General features: G+C 72.3%; 1 protein-coding gene. It reads right to left on the reverse strand.

Features of this window, described 5'->3' with window-relative positions; all coding sequences use genetic code 11:
• A partial coding sequence (locus PMES_RS16415) for a phage protein Gp27 family protein (protein ID WP_159966780.1) occupies positions 1 to 257 on the reverse strand: 257 nt, incomplete at its 3' end.
• Positions 258 to 365 lie beyond the last annotated feature (108 nt).

The raw sequence follows: 365 nt of genomic DNA on the forward strand, positions 1-365 counted from the left end.
GACAGCGAGGCCTCGGCGAGGAAGGCGCGGATCTCGTCCTGCGCCTGCTCCTGCGCCCGCGCGTAGTCCCGGAAGTCCGATCCGTAGGCGTGCAGCGCGCTCTTGCTGATCCGCAGCTCCAGCCCGTCCAGCTCGAGCCGCGCGTTCAGCGCGGCGGCAAGCTCCTCGTAGCCGCCGAAGCCGCGCGCCTTGAGCTCCTCTTGCAACCAGCCGCGCACCTCCGGCGGCAACAGATCGACCTTGCGGGGGCTTGGCATCTCAGCGCCTCGCGGCGGGCCGGCGCACGCCGGGATGAATGACTTCGCCCAGGGCCACCTCGGCGCCGCGCGGCGTGGCCGTGGCGATGACCACATGGCCCAGATCGG

The organism is Profundibacterium mesophilum KAUST100406-0324, from assembly GCF_009835145.1.
In the GTDB taxonomy this organism is placed as follows: Bacteria; Pseudomonadota; Alphaproteobacteria; order Rhodobacterales; family Rhodobacteraceae; genus Profundibacterium; species Profundibacterium mesophilum.